Origin of the sequence: Larkinella knui (assembly GCF_003858645.1) — a bacterium.
Classification (GTDB): domain Bacteria; phylum Bacteroidota; class Bacteroidia; order Cytophagales; family Spirosomataceae; genus Larkinella; species Larkinella knui.
Genome location: NZ_RQJP01000004.1, coordinates 497307 through 513209, shown reverse-complemented (window position 1 = coordinate 513209; position 15903 = coordinate 497307). Strand labels below are relative to the sequence as shown.

Below are 15903 nucleotides of genomic sequence, written 5' to 3'. Positions count from 1 at the left end.
CGGCCCCCGCCGTTCTGAATCCGTATGTACACCGTATTAAGTTATAAAAATCAAGATGTCTAAACCCAGGAAGAACAGCCTTATTGGCTTGCTGATCGCCGTCGGATTCGGTCTCATTGCGTTCAGTGCCTTTCAATCAAGCCGGGGTTCGGTCGGTGCCGCCGAACCCATTCAAGTCAAAAAAGGGTCGCGTATCATGTTACTTGGCAACAATCTGGGGTCAAGGATGATGAATTACGACAACTTTGAGACGGAATTGCAGGTCCGCTATCCGGATAACGAGTTGTTCATCCGCAACATGTGCGACGGTGGCGACACCCCCGGTTTTCGGCCCCACGCGAGCCGGAATTCGCCCTGGGCCTTTCCCGGTGCGGAAAAATTTCAGACCGAATACGCCAATCCGTCCCAAAGCGAAGGCCATTTCGAGACGCCCGACCAGTGGCTGACCCGCTTAAAAACCGACGTGATTATTGCCTTTTTCGGCTATAACGAATCGTTTCAGGGCAAAGAAAAACTGGAAAATTACAAAGCCGAGCTGGATGCGTTCATCAAGTGGACGCTGAGCCAGAAATACAACGGAACTTCCGCTCCGCAACTGGCCATCGTATCGCCCATCGCCTTTGAAGACCTGTCCGACAAAATGGATTTGCCAAACGGCAAAAAGGAAAATGCGAACCTGCTGCTGTATACCAACGCCATGCGGGAAGTTGCGGGGCAAAACAACGTGCTCTTTGTCGATGCCTTCACGCCTTCCCAGAAATGGTATGCCGACAGCAAGGAACCGCTGACCATCGACGGTTCGCAACTCAACGAAGAAGGGTATAAAAAGCTGGGCGTTCTGCTGGTCGATCAGGTTTTTGGCAAGGCCGCTCCCAAAGCCCAGGCCAACCGGAAGCTGATTCACGACGCAGTGATGGAGAAAAACTGGATGTGGCACAATGACTTTAAAATTCCCAACGGCGTTCACGTCTACGGGCGTCGCTACAATCCGTTTGGTCAGGACAATTACCCGGCCGAAATCCAGAAAATCCGCGAACTGACCGCCATTCGGGATACCGCCGTCTGGCTGGCGGCTTCCAAAGGAGAAAAACTGGATTTGACGGTTGCCGATAAAAATACCTCGCCCCTGCCGCCGGTAAAAACCAATTACAACCCGGAGAAAAACGGCAGTTTGACGTACCTCTACGGAAAAGAAGCGCTGGCTAAACTCAAAGTGCCGACGGGCTACAAAATCGAACTGTTTGCCTCCGAAGAAGAATTCCCGGATCTGGCCAAACCGATGCAGATGTCGTTCGACGGCAAAGGGCGGCTCTGGGTGGCGGTGATGCCCAGCTATCCGCACTACAAACCGGGCGATGCCAAACCCAACGACAAAATCCTGATTTTCGAGGACACCAACAATGACGGAAAGGCCGATAAACAGACGGTTTTTGCCGACAAACTGCACCTTCCCCTGGGCTTCGAGCTGGCCAAAGAAGGCGTTTATGTTTCTCAGGGAACGAACCTGAAACTTTTCACCGATACGGATGGCGATGAAAAAGCGGACAAAATCGAAATTCTGCTGAGTGGTTACGATGACCACGATACACACCACAACAGCCACGCGTTTACCGTCGATCCTTCCGGAGCCATCTATTCGGGCGAAGGCGTGTTTTTGCACACCAACGTCGAAACGTCGTACGGACCCGTTCGGGCGACCAACGGCGGTTTTTACCGGTATGCCCCCCAACTCCACAAACTGGAACGGACTGCCCAGCTTTCCATTCCGAATCCATGGGGCATTGCGTTCGACGACTGGGGACAGCCGTTCTTCGCCGAAACCTCCAGCCCGGATGTTCGCTGGATGATGCCGGGTTCGGTGTTGCCCCGCTACGGACAGGCCACGCACAAGTCGGTGCAGTTGATCGAAGAAGCCCACCGCGTTCGCCCAACCTCCGGTTTGGAATTTGTTTCCAGCCGCCATTTTCCCGATGAGTTGCAGGGCGACCTTCTGATCAACAACACCATCGGTTTTCTGGGCATGAAGGAACACACGCTCGTGGACGACGGAACGGGTTATAAAAGCAAACACCGCATGGACCTGGTGGTGAGCGAAGACCGCAACTTCCGGCCCGTTGACATGGAGTTTGCGCCCGACGGTTCGCTGTACCTGATCGACTGGCACAACATTCTGATCGGCCACATGCAGCACAACGCCCGCGATCCGCTGCGCGACCACTCGCACGGACGGATTTACCGGATTACGTACCCGTCGCGACCGCTCGTAAAACCGGCCAAAGTAGACGGTGCCACGATCGAAGAATTGCTGGACAATCTGAAATTACCCGAATACCGCACCCGGTATCGCACCCGCCGGGAGCTTCGCGGCCGGGATGCCAATCAGGTGTTGGCAAAGCTCAAAACGTGGGTGGCCAAGCTGGACAAAAACGACCCGCGCTACGAACACCACGTTCTGGAAGGGTTGTGGGTCAGCTGGGGCCTGAACAAAGTCGATCAAACGTTGCTGCGGCAAATGCTGAAAGCGAAAGATTACCACGCCCGGGCCGCGGCCGTTCAGGTGGTGCGGTATACCGGGCATCAGGTGCCGGATCAGGCGGATTTGTTGATGCAGGCCGTTCGCGACGACAACAGCCGGGTTCGACTGGATGCGATTGTGGCGGCTTCCTGGATCGGCAAGGAAAAAGGGCTGCCCATTCTGGCGGAAGCTAAGAAAAAACCGCTGGACGACTGGATGATTCACGCCTATGAAACCGCCGTTGCGCACCTGAATGGCGTCAACCTCAAAGCAGAAAAAGAAGTAGCGGTCAAATCCGGTTTAAAAGGCGCGGAACTGGCCCTGTTCAACAAAGGGAAGGAAATCTATGGCAAGGAAGGCTATTGTACCACCTGCCATCAACCCGATGGAAAAGGGCTGGCGGCCTCCGGCTTTCCTCCGCTGAATGCAAATAAGTGGGTGTTGGGCAATGAGGATCGTCTCATCAAGCTGGCTTTGAAAGGGCTTTTGGGGCCAATCGAGGTAGCGGGTAAAAACTATCCCGGACAGGTGCCCATGACGCCCTTTGGCGGTTTGCTCAACGATGAGGAAATGGCGGCTGTGTTGACGTACGTGCGGAATTCGTTCGGAAATCAGGCCCCGGCCATCCTGCCTGACAAAGTGAAACAGGTCCGGGCGGCTACCGAAAGCAAAAAGGATTTTTATTCGCCGGATCAACTGCTGAAGGAACATCCGCTGGAGAAATAAAATGTACCCACGGACTTTAGTCCGTGAGATCCAAGCTAATCGACTTGAGCATCTCACGGACTAAAGTCCGTGGGTACATGGCAATTAAAATGTTGTTAAATGACTATTTTCTACGGTTTGTGTGTTATTAAACGGTAAGAATTTCATTTTTTTTTGTAGATTTGTTGTTCATAGGTTGTCACTACCCACCAAGAATTCCTACTTTTAAGTCTCTGCGCGCCCTTTTAGGGCAGTTTTGGTATTTTACTCAATGTCAGTCGCACCGCCGAAGCGGTAGATTTCTTGAATGAACGTATTATTAATCATTGCAACGACGTTACTTGCTTACTTGTTGGGTTCCATTCCTACCGCTGTCTGGTATGGCGAAGGCTTCTTCGGATTAGACATTCGCAAATACGGCAGTGGAAATGCCGGGGCCACCAATACGTTTCGCGTTCTGGGCAAACGCGCCGGCACGGTCGTGATGCTGATCGACGTGCTCAAAGGCTATACCGCCACGATTCTTTCCTCCCTGCTGTGGTACTTCGATGTGATCGGCACCCACGAAATCCTGACATTCAAACTGGTTTTTGGTCTGGTGGCCGTTATTGGGCACTGTTTCCCGATCTGGGCCGATTTTAAAGGCGGTAAAGGCGTGGCCTCGCTGCTGGGCATGGTGCTGGCGATTCACCCCGAAGTAGCCGCGGTTTGCATCGGTATTTTCCTGGTTGTCGTCATTGCTTCGCAGTACGTTTCGCTGGGTTCGATGATGGCCGCACTGGCTTTCCCGGTTCTGTTGCTGCTGCGCGCTTTTGGTCAGAAAGAACACCCGCTGCTGATTGTTTTTGGCGTGGTGGTTTTCCTGTTTGTGGTATTGACTCACCAGAAAAACATCACCCGCCTGCTGAATGGCGAAGAAAGCCGGACGCGGCTGATCAAATTCCGAAAGAAAGAAGACGAAGAATAAGTTTCAAGGCCTACCGATTGCATGACGCCCCGAAGTGATTAACTTCGGGGCGTCATTTTTTTGCAGTATTTCCTTTGTCAACCTGACAAAAACCCGTCAAATCCATGTTATCAACCTATTTTGCGGAACATAAAGAGCGGTTTCTGAACGAACTCTTCGAATTGCTGCGGATACCGTCCGTCAGCGCCGATTCCAAATTCAAACCGGACATGCGCCGGGCAGCGGAGTTTGTGAAAGAAAAACTGACGGCGGCCGGTCTGGATAAGGCCGAATTGCACGAAACGCCGGGCCATCCGGTGGTTTACGCCGAAAAGCTGATCGACGATGCCCTGCCGACGGTTCTGGTTTACGGCCACTACGACGTGCAACCCGCTGATCCGTACGAACTCTGGAATACACCCCCGTTTGAGCCCACGATCCGCAACGAGCGCATCTACGCCCGGGGTTCCTGCGACGACAAAGGCCAGTTTTACATGCACGTCAAAGCGCTGGAAGCCATGCTGGCCACCGACGGTTTGCCCTGCAACGTGAAAGTGATGATTGAGGGCGAGGAAGAAATCGGCTCCGACCATCTGGGCAATTTTGTGGCCGCCAACCGCGAAAAACTCAAATGCGACGTGATCTTGATTTCCGACACCAGCATCATTGCCAATGACGTCCCGTCGATTGAAGCGGGTTTGCGGGGACTTTCCTACGTCGAAGTGGAGGTTGTTGGACCCAACCGCGATTTGCATTCGGGCGTCTACGGCGGTGCCGTGCATAACCCGCTCAACGTTCTGTGTCAGATGATTGCGTCGCTGCACGACGACAAAGGCCGCATCACGATCCCCGGTTTTTACGATAACGTGGACGATCTGACCGCCGACGAACGGGCGGCATTGGCCGAGGCACCTTTCGACGAAGAAGAATACAAGCGGGATCTGGGGCTTAAAGCGGTTTTTGGCGAAGAAGGCTATTCAACGCCCGAACGCGCTTCCATCCGGCCCACGCTCGACGTGAACGGGATCTGGGGCGGTTACATTGGCGAAGGAGCCAAAACCGTATTGCCCGGTAAAGCCCAGGCCAAAATCAGCATGCGGCTGGTGCCCCGCCAGGACCCGGACGAGATTACCGAACTATTTACCAAACACTTCATTTCCATCGCTCCGCCAACGGTGACGGTAACGGTGACACCCCACCACGGTGGCCAGCCGTACGTAACGCCCACCGATTCGGTCGAATTTGAAGCCGCCCGCCGGGCTTTCCGCGAAGCCTGGGGCAAAGAAGCCATTCCGACCCGGGGCGGAGGCAGCATTCCCATCGTGGCCCTGTTTGAGCAGGAACTGGGCGTAAAATCCATTCTGATGGGTTTTGGCCTGGACATCGACGCGCTGCATTCACCGAACGAGAGCTACGGTCTGTTCAATTTTTACAAGGGAATTGAAACCATTCCGTATTTCTACAAGCACTACGCCGAACTGAAAAAAGCGGCCGTAGAAGCCTGAAAACAACCCGTTATTCTGACTCCTCCGGCTAAAAACCGGAGGTTTTTATTGCGCGATGAAACCCTACTTACTGTCTTTCTTTATCCTCCTCGGATGGGCAGGTGCGTTGGCGCAGGATGTGCCCGACACGCTGGTGATCCGCAACGCGATGTTGATCCGGCCGGATTTTCCACGCCGGGAATTTCTGCCCAAAGGCCACCTCTTCGACCCGATTTTGCTCGACCCGCTCGAAGCCCAAACCAGTGTCAGCGTCCTGCCCGGCTACTGGACGGAAGGCAAGAAGTACGACGGCACCATTGTTCCCTTCTCGTTTGGACTCCGGAAACCGATTATTCGCTGGTATAAATCGGCCGAACGCAGCAGCGAACTCTCGTTTGATGTCGCTTCGTTTACGCAATTTGAAGTGTATCACGACGATAAGCTCAACAAACAGCGCCGTCAGTTGATGAACACCGATTACCGCATTAGCTTTCTTTACAACATCAAAGTCCGGAATCATAGCTGGCGGTTGCGGTTGTATCACCTGTCCTCCCACCTCGGCGACGACTACCTGTTCAGGAACCAGATCAACTATTACCTGCCCAACCCGGTTAATTACGAGCTGGTCGACGTGACGTACAACCACGAGAAAAACGGTTTGCGGAAATACGTGGGCGTCGGTATTGGCTTGCGAAAACCGGAAGAACGCGAGCGACTCAGCGCAGAGGCCGGTTTTTATTACCGGAAACCATCGCCGGCGTTTGCCCGTTTCGTTGGCGGAGTGGATCTGAAAGTCTGGCAGCAAACCGATTTCCGGCCCGGCATCAAAGCCGGTTTGGGCCTGGAACTGGGCCGAACCGCCAACAACCTGACTTTCCTGCTGGAGAGTTATACCGGTTTCCGGCCCTACAGCGTCTACGAAAGCCAGAAAACCCGCTGGTTCGGTATCGGCGTCTATTTTAATCCGATTTAGATTTACCAGGCATCCACTCATGCAGGCGTTTTTCGACTTTTTGGTTCAACAACGGGACAAACTGGCCGAACAAACTCTGACGCACATCGGTCTGACCTTTCTGTCGCTGTGCCTCGCCTTGCTGGTGGGTTTGCCGCTGGGCATCGTCATCACCTACCGCCCACGCCTGGCCACGGTAATGCTGGGCATCGTGGGCGTTCTCCAGACGATTCCGAGCATCGCTTTGCTGGGTTTTCTGATTCCGATTTTGGGGATTGGCGTCTGGCCCGCCATTGCCGCCCTGTTTCTGTACGCGCTGCTGCCGATTGTCCGAAACACGTACGTCGGCATTCGGGAAGTGAGTCCCACGCTGAAAGAAGCCGCTTTGGGCATGGGCATGACCAACCGGCAGTTGCTGATCCGGGTCGAATTACCGCTGGCGCTGCCGGTTATTTTTGCCGGTATCCGCACGGCCACCGTCATCAACGTGGGGGTCGCTACGCTGGCGGCTTACGTGGCCGCCGGGGGTTTGGGGGAGTTTATCTTTGGCGGTATTGCGTTGAACAACACGAACATGGTGCTGGCGGGGGCCATTCCGGCGGCTTTGTTGGCGGTTCTCTTCGACGCTCTCCTCGCCCGTTTGCAACGGGTCCAGGGATTTCACCTCCGTCGCGTAGCCCTGCTTTTTCTGCTGATTACTCCCATTCTGTCGGCTTTCTACTGGTTGCCGGTCGGCCGTCAGGCGAAGTTGACGGCCGGTTTTGCCCACGAATTTTACGGCCGCGCCGACGGCTATCCGGGTCTGGTTCAGGCCTACGGCTTGCAGATGACGCCCAGATTGATCGACCAGAACCTGATGTACGAAGCGATTTTCCGGGAGCAGGTCGATCTCATCAGCGGCTATTCGACCGACGGGCGGATCAAGGCGTTTCAATTGCGGGTTCTGGACGATGATAAAAACGCGTTTCCGCCTTACGAAGCCGCGCTGGTGGTCCGAAATGCGGTTTTGCAACAGCATCCCGCCGTACCCAAAACGCTGCATCTGCTGGAAGGACGGCTTTCGGATTCGGTGATGACGGAGATGAACTACCGGGCGGATTTTCTGCACGAATCGCCCGAAGCCGTGGCCCGGCAGTTTCTGCAGAAAACCGGCTTATTGCTGCCGGTTGCGGAAACCAGACGCACGGGCCGGATCGTGATCGGCACCAAGATTTTTACGGAACAATACATTCTGGCCGAGATTCTACGCCAGTTGCTCGAAAACCGCACCACCCTGCAGGTCATTACGAAAACCGGTCTGGGCGGCACCAAAATCTGTTTCGAAGCCCTGACGGCGGGCGACATCGATCTTTATCCGGAATACACCGGAACGGGTTTGCTCGTGATTCTGCAACCGCCCCCGGCCCTGGCCGATTCGATCAAATCCGACCGAAAAGCCGTCTACCGGTATGTAAGTCGACAATTTCAGCAGCGGTACAACCTGACCTGGCTGCCTCCGCTGGGCTTCAACAACACCTACGCACTGATGATGCGCCGGGCGCAGGCCGAGCAGTTGGGCATCCAATCTATTTCGGATTTGAAGCGGTATCTGGAACGGTAAGGATTACTAAAACCCGTCGAAATCCCCGGCTTTCTGAATCCGGTACGACTTCAGCCAATGTCTCAGCACAGAGGGGTCCTGGAAGGCTTTCAGCTCATTTTTGAGTCTCTTGATGGCTTGTTTCAATTCCTGCACATCGGCTTTGAAGCGGTATTCCAGGCTCATCGGCGACCAAACATACGAATGTGACCGGCCACTCATAGCCGAAAGTTGTGCTTGCAGACTGTGCAATTGCTCCTCCAGCTCCTGCGTCTGCTGTTTCAGAATTTTGTTGTAATACTTCAACTGTTCCTCGGCCAGCGTTTCGAGGTGGTTCTGATCGATCCGGTTAAACTCCAGTTGCAGCCGCAGCAGCGCCAGCAGGTCGCTTTTTTCGTAGGCTTCCGTAATCCGCTTCATGACCTCGGTTTTGCGCCCCTTTTCGGTTTCATCCGGTTCCCGATCGGGGTGAAACGCCTTCACCAGATCCATATAAACCGTCCGAACGGCTTTTGTAATGCTGCGTTCTTCCGTCTCTTTTTTAGCTTCCCGCTCCAGCTGCTTTTTGGTTTTTGGCCGTTGGGCGCGTCGCTCCTCGGTCTGTCGCTGCTGTTCTTCATTGGCGGTTTGCTGCGCTTCCCGTTTTTGCCGCAGGTGTTCCGCCACTTTTTCGGGGGAACTCACGTCCGCATCCTCGTCAAAATCGACCCCGAACAGACGGCTATACATCTCTTTCATGGCTTCGGTGGTCAGATCATCGGCCCCGGCATTGGTGGCATCGAAACCGTCGGAATCGTATTTGTCGTAAATCGGTTTCAGGTCGTCAAAACCGTATTCAGAAATCAGGGGAAAAGCCAGATTCAGGATGATGTCGACCAGTTTTTTGCGCTCATTGGCTTTGAAGGAACCCGAATCGTGGGCCCGGTCGAAAACCCGAACCAGAGCCGCCCGTTGCTGATGATATTCCGTCTGCAACGGCAGCAGTTCGGTCTGGATGTGTTGCTGAATGCGGGTTGTAGCGTCCCGATAGTCGACCAGGTCTTTTTCCAGCGTTTCGATTTTCCGGGTCAGCCGGTTAAACTCCTTCTGGGATTTTGACAGCGTATCCTTGTCTTTCGTACTTCCGATTCGGATAATCTGCTGCGCCGGGTGTTCCATTGGGACGGAATTAGGTATCTGCAAAAGTACACATACCGGCCTGGAAGGAAAAATATCGGAAAAGAATAGCACGCACGATCCGACTGTCTGGCACCGATGGCGGTTTTCCGGCCAACTCCGGAATCCGAACCATCCGGCAGGCTTGAGGTGAAATGGGTTAAGAGCGCAATTGCCAGACGTTTGCAGCTTCTAAATAACCGCATAAAAATCCAAAAGCGGTGTAGTCTTATTAGTATAAGTTCCAGTAACTAACATTAGTATTTATTTTAGAAATTGATTAGTAAATTGGTCGTTCTATTTACTTGTCACCTTATCAGTTCCGCTTTCGTTGGTCGAAGTTGTTGCCCGAAGTATGAAAAAAATCCTACTCCCGCTCGTAGTATGTTCCATCGGTTACGTTCGGGCACAAAATCCGGCTACCCTGCCGCCCTTACCAGCCATTCAGGCCAACATCAAGGCCAGCCTAAAAAGTAAAATCAGCGGAACGGTACTGGATGCCGCGCAGAATAAACCCGTCGAATTTGCCACCGTTGCCTTATTGAATCCCCAAACCGAAAAAATCGTCGGTGGAACCACCACCGGCGAATCCGGCAAGTTTACCATCAACGGGGTCGATGCGGGGACGTACCGGGTCGTGATCAGTTTTATTGGGTACGAAAATAAAACCATCAACAATGTGACGATCGGCTCGCAAGGAGCTGAAGTGGCGCTGGGCGTGGTGCAGATGCAAACCGACTCCCGGACGCTGAATGAAGTGGTGGTGACGGCCGAAAAACCGCTCGTCGAAGACAAGGACGACCGCCTGGTTTACAACGCCGACAAGGACGCCACCAACGCGGGCGGTACGGCCATCGACGTTCTGAAAAAAGTACCGTTGCTGACGGTCGATCCGGACGGGACGGTGACGCTGAAAGGCAGCAGCAGCATTAAAGTGCTGATTAACAACAAACCGTCGAGCATCATGGCCCGCAGCATCAGCGAGGCCCTGCAGATGATCCCGGCCGAATTGATCAAATCGGTGGAAGTGGTCACAGCCCCCTCGGCTAAATACGACGCGGAGGGAACCGCCGGCGTGATCAATATCATCACGAAAAACCAGTTGCAGGGGCTGACGGGCGGTTTGAATGCGTCGGTGGGGAGCCGCAGAGACAACCTCGGCGGTAATTTTAATTTTAAAAAGAACAAGCTCAGCATCACCTCCTACGGGGGTGCCAACATCAATAATTACTACGGCGGGTCCCGGACGTTTCGGCAAAACCTGCTGAACGACCAGGTCATCAGTACCATTGAACAGACAAATGCCTACAAAAACAAAGGTCAATCCGGCTTTGGCTCGGTCAGTATCGATTATGACCTCGATACGCTGAACCGCATTGGCATCGATGCCAGCCTGGGGGGTGAAGGCCGGAACACGAATTCTACGCGCGATACACGGGTAACTTCCGACGAACCGCAGAATTTCCGGCGGTATAACCACACCCAAAACCGCAACCGGAATATGGACGTCAATTTCAATTATACCAAAACCTTCCGGCGCAGCAAGGAACAGGAATACACCTTTCTGGCCCAGTATAACCAGAACAACAACCACAGCAACTACGCACTGAATCAGTTTCCGCTGCCCGAAAGCGAGGTGATCGACTACCGGGAGCGCAACAACAACGACAATCAGCAGAAAGAATTCACGCTCCAGACGGACTATGTCTATCCGATTTCAACCGTCAAACGACGGCTTCTGGAAATGGGCACGAAAGCCATTCTGCGCAATGTGGGCAGTGATTACCGGCTGGAAAATGCGCCCGACGGTTCGCTCAATTACCAGGAAGACCCCAGCCGGGCGAATGCTTTCGACTACCAGCAACTGGTGTGGTCGTCGTATGCTTCGTTTCGGATGCGGACCAGCAAAATGTGGGGTTTCAGCCTGGGCGGGCGGCTGGAAATGACCACCATCAACGCCAATTTCATATCGACCAGTACGAAGTTTAACGACCGCTACCAGAATTTTCTGCCAAACATCACCGTTTCAAAGCGGTTTGGTGAAGAGCGACGGCTGCGGCTCAATTACAGCCAGCGGATTCAGCGGCCCTCCATCTTTTACCTGAATCCGTACGTCAATTCGTCCGACCCGAAAAATATCCAAACCGGTAATCCGTATTTAGATCCTGAACTGGCACATTCGGTCGAGCTGTCCTACAGCACCTTCAGCAAGGGCGGCACTTCGATCAACGCGATGGTGTTCGGGCGACAAACGAACAACGCCATCGAGCGCATCACCACCGTTGACACAAGCGGTATTTCGAGCAGCACCTACCGGAATATTGCCCAGAATTCGACCTACGGTTTGAACCTCTTCGGGTCGGCGCGGCCGGTGAAACAGTGGAACCTGAGCGGATCGTTCGGGCTGAATTACAACATTCTGAACAGCACGGCCTTACACATCAACAACGAAAACTGGAGTTATCAGTTTAACCTGAATACGTCGCTTCAGTTGCCGAATAACATCAGCCTTCAGGCCAACGGCTCCTACAATTCGCGCCGGATTCAGCTACAGGGGCAATCGTCGGGCTTCTACTACTACGGTTTTTCGGGCCGCAAAGAGTTTAAAAAGCAAAAAGTGACGGTCACGGCCAACTTCGAGAATCCTTTTCGCCGGTATAATACCATCGTAACGTTGCTCCGTACGCCCACCTTCATTTCAGACGGTTCCAACTACAACGTGATTCGGAACATCCGGCTGTCGGTTAACTGGCGCTTTGGAAAAATGAACGCCGGGCAGAATCGCGAAAAGAAAAAGATTTCAAACGACGACGGCAAGCAGGGTTGACGGGTGTCACCTGAACAATCATCCGGCAGCGGCTTGGTTCTGTTGGTAAAATGCCTACCTTACTTTTCGAATTTCGTAATTTATTCGCCAATGAGAAGACTGCCTGCCCTGAAAGACCCCAATTCCGTTGCCCAACCATCGTCCGCTACCGACCGTTTTTTACTGCGGTTTATCCGGGACAGCCGTGATTTGCCGTTCCTCTATCTGACGCTGAAAATCACGTTTACGCTGGTTCCGCTGGGGATTTCATTGTTCATACCGGGCATTACCGGCTGGGTTTGGTGGGTGTTGGCCTTCGCCTGTTTTGCTTCCTACGCCATTTACAAAGGCCCGTTTGGCCTGATGGTTCATTGTGCGGCCCACCGCCCGCTGTTTAAACGGGAATATAGTGGCCTCAACTATTACATGCCGACGTTTCTGGCTCTTTTCTTCGGCATGTCGCCGGACACCTACCAAAGTCACCACATTGGCATGCACCATCCCGAGAACAACATGCCCGAGGATTTGAGCAGCACGATGACCTACCGGCGCGACAGCATCCGGGGATTTCTGACCTATCTGGCTAACTTTTTCTTTCTGGGTGTCATTACGCTGGTTGGTTACCTGCGGAAGAAAAACCGGCAGAAAATGGCGGTGAAAGCCATGAGCGGTGAAATTATCTTTCTGACGATGTCGGCTGTTCTGCTGTGGGTCAATGCGCCGGCCACTCTTGTGGTTTTTCTGCTTCCATTCGTCATGACGCGGGTTTTTGGCATGATCGGCAACTGGACCCAGCACGCTTTTATCGATAAAGACGATCCCGCCAATGCCTACAAAAACAGCATTACCTGCATCAACATCAAATACAACCGCATGTGCTGGAACGATGGCTACCACATCAGTCACCACTGCCGCCCGGCCATGCACTGGAGCGAACACCCCCAGTTCTTCACCAAGACCCTCGACCACTACGCATCCAACAAAGCTATTATTTTTGAAGGGCTCGACTATGGGCAGGTTTTCGGCCTGCTCCTGAGCAAACAATACAAGCGGCTGGCTGACCACGTCGTCAACGTGAATGGTGCGTTTCAGAATGAGCAGGAAATCATCGAGTTGATGCAATGCCGGGTTCGGCCGATTCTGGAATGGAGCCCGGCCAAGGCGGTGGCGGCAGACTGAACGGCTCGTCCGCGCCGGGTTGAAGGAGCGGCAGTGGCCTGAACGCGAAATACGTACGGACCCGGTTTTGATCGGGTCCGTACGTCACCAACACGACGGTTTACAGCGTCACAACGACTTTTCCGATTGGCTTGCCGTTTTGAAGTAACTCGTGCGCCTGGCCCATATCCTGGAACGCAAACCGGTGGGACACCTGCGGTTTGACTTCTTTTGTGCGTAACAATTTCGCAATTTCGGTTAGGTCGGCACCGTCGGAATTGACCCACAATCGATGCCCGCGGAGTTGTCTTTTCGTTAATTCGGCCTGGAAGGCGTCATCAAACCCCGAAAGCAAGCTGATCAGAATACCGCCCGGTTTGATCACCTGAATGGAACGCTCGATGTGTTCCTGCGTCATGCTCACGCCGTCGAGAACCAGATCGACGTCTTTTACGACCTTCTCAAAAGGTTGAGCCTGGTAATCGATAAACTCATCCGCGCCGATCGAACGCACAAAATCCCGGTGGGGCGCCGAGGCCGAGCCAATCACGTAGGCTCCAAAATGTTTTGCAAACTGCACGGCGAAATGCCCCACGCCCCCGGACGCGCCGTGGATCAGAACCCGGTCGCCGGTTTTCACTTTTCCATACGTTACCAGCGATTGCCAGGCCGTCAGAGCGGTCATGGTGGCGGCTGCGGCTTCTTCAAAACCAATCGTATCGGGTTTTAACGCCAGATGACTGGCCGGTGCCGCCACGTATTCGGCGTAAGCGTCGCCGTGTCCCGGAAAGTTGACCATTCCAAAAACCGCATCTCCCTTTTTGAACGACGAAACGGCCGTTCCTACGTCTTCGACACTACCCGCAATATCCCATCCGAGAACGATCGGTTCGCCCGGTTTTAACTTCAATATATAATCCTGAAAATGCTGATTATACCGAGTGGCTACATCGGCCGGATTGATACTGATGGCCTTCACGTTGACCAAAACCTGGTCTTCCTGAATCGTCGGTGCAGGTAGTTCGGTAAGCGCAAAATTCTCGGTTCCTCCGGTGTGTTTCAAAACAATGGCTTTCATTATCATTTAAAATTAGTGTGGAGCAAAAGTAAAGTGGTAGTATCTTTACGTCAAGTATGCACCGAATGGTAACGTAGATACCAATTTGATACTAATGGACGAATTAAGTCAGAAACGAAGAAAAAAAATGAAAAATAAAGTTGCTGAAACCAAAGCGATGTGCGCCGTTGACTATGCTTTCCAGCGAATGGGCGGCAAATACAAGGCACGGATTCTGTTTCACCTGGGCAGTGGTCTCATGCGGTATGGAGCACTTCGCAAGAGCATGCCGGACATTACCCCCAAGATGCTTACGCAGGCCCTGCGCGAACTGGAAGGTGATGAACTGATCAGCCGAAAGGTCTATCACGAAGTTCCTCCAAAGGTTGAATACCAGCTTACGCCGGTCGGAACGGAGCTGATTCCGTCAATCGGGCTCCTTTGTGAGTGGGGCAAAAAACAAATGACGAAGAAAAATCTACCGATCGTAACGGATTTTTATTGACCGGCGCGGCCCGTTTACGAGGCAACCGGTTGCTATTTCCGGTATAAAACCGGTGTCGAAAACGCATGAAGCCCACCGAGCGAAATGACCCGGCTCTTTTAATAGGATTGGTGGGTTTATCCCCCTTAAATTCGGCGCATGAAAGTAGAAGTTCTCAATTTGGGGTTATCGCCTAAACAATATGGTCTGTTGCTGGGCTTCGTTGGCGTCGTCTGTTTTAGCTTTACCATGCCGATGACCAAACTGGCGCTGGGCAGTTTCAACCCCTGGCTGCTGAGCTTCGGGCGCGTTTCAGGTGCCGGGCTGGTATCGCTCGCTCTTTTGTTGCAGCAGGGAAAATTACCGCTCATTAAACAGCATTTCCGAATCCTGGCGGGCATTTCGCTGGGTGTCGCCCTCGGGTTTCCGCTGCTGACCAGCCTGGCCTTGCACTCCACGTCCTCCGCCCACGCGGGTCTTGTTTTAGCGTTACTGCCGCTGATTACCGCCATTCTAAGCGCCGTTATTAACCGGGAATCGCACCGACCGGTTTTCTGGCTCATTTCGGCCAGCGGTTGTTTGACGGTTCTGGCGTATGTGCTGTTGCGCGATCAGGTCAGGCTTCAGGCCGCCGATCTCCTGCTGCTGGGAGCCGCTTTTTCGGCGGGTTTCGGGTATACACTGGGCGCGAAACTCACCCGAAGCCTTTCCGGACTCGATGTGATCTGTTGCGCTCTGGTCGTGATGCTGCCCGTCAGCCTTCCGGCAACGGCGGTTTCATGGTGGTATCAACCGCCCGTGGTCGTGCATGAAACGGCGGTTTTGGGAATGATCTATGTCACGCTGCTCAGCCAGCTCTTCGGCTTTGTGCCGTGGTACAAAGGGCTGGCCCTGGGCGGGGTCGCTGTGGTTTCGCAAGTGCAGCTTTTGCAAACGTTTTTAACGCTGATTTTCTCTTCCTGGCTGCTGGGCGAGTCGATTGGTCTGATCGAATACGGCATCGCCATGCTGGTGATCGCCCAGATTTACTTGGCAAAAAAAGTAGGATAGCCACGTTTGAGC

At 53.5% G+C, this 15903-nt stretch carries 11 protein-coding genes; 9 read left to right on the top strand and 2 right to left on the bottom strand.

All coding sequences use genetic code 11. The features are described 5' to 3' along the window. Nucleotides 1-55 precede the first annotated feature (55 nt). The 5 genes from EHT87_RS20585 (at nucleotide 56) to EHT87_RS20565 (ending at nucleotide 8202) form a co-directional block, all read left to right on the top strand. On the top strand, nucleotides 56-3241 hold the full coding sequence (locus tag EHT87_RS20585) for a PVC-type heme-binding CxxCH protein (protein WP_124908545.1): 3186 nt from the start codon (nucleotides 56-58) through the stop codon (nucleotides 3239-3241). Between the two features lie 286 nt (nucleotides 3242-3527). Further along, a complete protein-coding gene (plsY, locus tag EHT87_RS20580) occupies nucleotides 3528-4187 on the top strand; it encodes a glycerol-3-phosphate 1-O-acyltransferase PlsY (RefSeq protein ID WP_124908544.1) in 660 nt (219 codons plus the stop codon). Between the two features lie 104 nt (nucleotides 4188-4291). Next, nucleotides 4292-5671 (top strand): dipeptidase, encoded by a 1380-nt coding sequence (locus EHT87_RS20575; RefSeq protein ID WP_124908543.1) that lies wholly within the window; start codon nucleotides 4292-4294, stop codon nucleotides 5669-5671. Between the two features lie 55 nt (nucleotides 5672-5726). Next, nucleotides 5727-6623, top strand: coding sequence for a DUF1207 domain-containing protein (locus EHT87_RS20570; RefSeq protein WP_124908542.1), 897 nt, complete (start codon nucleotides 5727-5729; stop codon nucleotides 6621-6623). Between the two features lie 19 nt (nucleotides 6624-6642). After that, nucleotides 6643-8202 (top strand): ABC transporter permease/substrate-binding protein, encoded by a 1560-nt coding sequence (locus EHT87_RS20565; RefSeq protein WP_124908541.1) that lies wholly within the window; start codon nucleotides 6643-6645, stop codon nucleotides 8200-8202. Between the two features lie 6 nt (nucleotides 8203-8208). Here EHT87_RS20565 and EHT87_RS20560 read toward each other — a convergent pair whose 3' ends face one another. Further along, nucleotides 8209-9339, bottom strand: a complete 1131-nt coding sequence (locus EHT87_RS20560; protein ID WP_124908540.1) for a J domain-containing protein — start codon at nucleotides 9337-9339, stop codon at nucleotides 8209-8211. 352 nt (nucleotides 9340-9691) lie between these two features. Here EHT87_RS20560 and EHT87_RS20555 point away from each other — a divergent pair, with 352 nt between their 5' ends. Then, nucleotides 9692-12163, top strand: coding sequence for a TonB-dependent receptor (locus EHT87_RS20555; RefSeq protein WP_124908539.1), 2472 nt, complete (start codon nucleotides 9692-9694; stop codon nucleotides 12161-12163). A 90-nt stretch (nucleotides 12164-12253) separates the two neighbouring features. Then, nucleotides 12254-13321 (top strand): fatty acid desaturase family protein, encoded by a 1068-nt coding sequence (locus EHT87_RS20550; RefSeq protein WP_124908538.1) that lies wholly within the window; start codon nucleotides 12254-12256, stop codon nucleotides 13319-13321. Between the two features lie 100 nt (nucleotides 13322-13421). On the opposite strand, the gene EHT87_RS20545 is transcribed toward EHT87_RS20550, so the two are convergent. Next, nucleotides 13422-14378: an NADP-dependent oxidoreductase gene (locus EHT87_RS20545; RefSeq protein WP_124908537.1), complete on the bottom strand. Its 957-nt coding sequence runs from the start codon at nucleotides 14376-14378 to the stop codon at nucleotides 13422-13424. 127 nt (nucleotides 14379-14505) lie between these two features. Between EHT87_RS20545 and EHT87_RS20540 the strand changes: the two genes are divergently transcribed. Together EHT87_RS20540 and EHT87_RS20535 are read left to right on the top strand one after the other, a co-directional pair. Next, nucleotides 14506-14862 (top strand): winged helix-turn-helix transcriptional regulator, encoded by a 357-nt coding sequence (locus EHT87_RS20540; RefSeq protein ID WP_124908536.1) that lies wholly within the window; start codon nucleotides 14506-14508, stop codon nucleotides 14860-14862. Between the two features lie 138 nt (nucleotides 14863-15000). Continuing rightward, nucleotides 15001-15891 carry a DMT family transporter gene (locus EHT87_RS20535; RefSeq protein WP_124908535.1) on the top strand — a complete coding sequence of 297 codons (891 nt, stop codon included), beginning with the start codon at nucleotides 15001-15003 and terminating at the stop codon, nucleotides 15889-15891. Nucleotides 15892-15903 lie beyond the last annotated feature (12 nt).